Raw genomic sequence first — 679 nt, 5'->3', positions numbered from 1 at the left:
GCGACCGCGCCGAGGCAGCCATCGACGAGACCGTCGCACGGCTCCCCGACGGCGTCGACGTCGAGCGCGACGTCGTGATGGGGATCCCGCAGGACCAGATCCTCGATCAGATCGAGCGAGCGGACGCCGACGTCGTCGTGATGGGGACCCACAGCCGGTCGGGGATCGACCGCTACCTGATCGGCAGCGTCACCGAGCGGGTGATGCGCCACGCGTCGGTGCCGGTACTGACCGTTCGGGACGACGGCCCGGACGCGTAAGCGAAAAACAGCTCTCGGTCGATGCGGTGCTGATACCGTCGGACGCTATTTCTGCTCGCCGACAGCGTTCGCGGACGTGTCGGCGCGACGCGATCGGTACAGATTGACGACGAGTCCTGCGACGAAGGCGAGCAGGCCGGCGCCGAGCAGCCACAGTACGCTGGGGTGTTCGAGTCCCAGATGCAGCGGAGTTACCATCGGACGGATATGGCTGGAGAAGCCACCTAACTGCTTCTATTCGATCAGAGTACGCGAGCGCGAACGCGAAACTATCGCTCGACGGCGTCGACGCGCATCTCGATATAGCGCCGTGGCCACTCGAGGAGATGCCGCTTCAGCCGACTCAGAGGAGAGTTCTCTGGCGTCGGGGGCGTTGCCTCGCCGCGGGGAACTGCCGGACCGCGTTCGCGATCGGAAGA

Annotated in this window: 2 protein-coding genes; one reads left to right on the top strand and one right to left on the bottom strand. The window is 65.8% G+C overall.

The window, feature by feature from the left end; genetic code table 11:
* Nucleotides 1-260 (top strand): universal stress protein (locus DEQ92_RS21100; RefSeq protein ID WP_147299537.1); only part of this gene is annotated, 260 nt, incomplete at its 5' end.
* 45 nt (nt 261-305) lie between these two features.
* Here the strand turns inward: DEQ92_RS21100 and DEQ92_RS23555 are convergent.
* Nucleotides 306-458, bottom strand: coding sequence for a hypothetical protein (locus DEQ92_RS23555; protein WP_158547650.1), 153 nt, complete (start codon nt 456-458; stop codon nt 306-308).
* Nucleotides 459-679: the final 221 nt, after the last annotated feature.

Source organism: Haloferax sp. Atlit-6N (genome assembly GCF_003383195.1).
Taxonomy (GTDB): domain Archaea; phylum Halobacteriota; class Halobacteria; order Halobacteriales; family Haloferacaceae; genus Haloferax; species Haloferax gibbonsii.
Note: the sequence above shows the minus strand (reverse complement) of the source record. Positions and strands in the feature narration are given on the sequence as shown.

Coding starts and splice junctions, on each gene's coding strand:
- DEQ92_RS23555 (WP_158547650.1), bottom strand. CDS start 458: ATGGTAACTCCGCTGCATCTGGGACTCGAACACCCCAGCGTACTGTGG.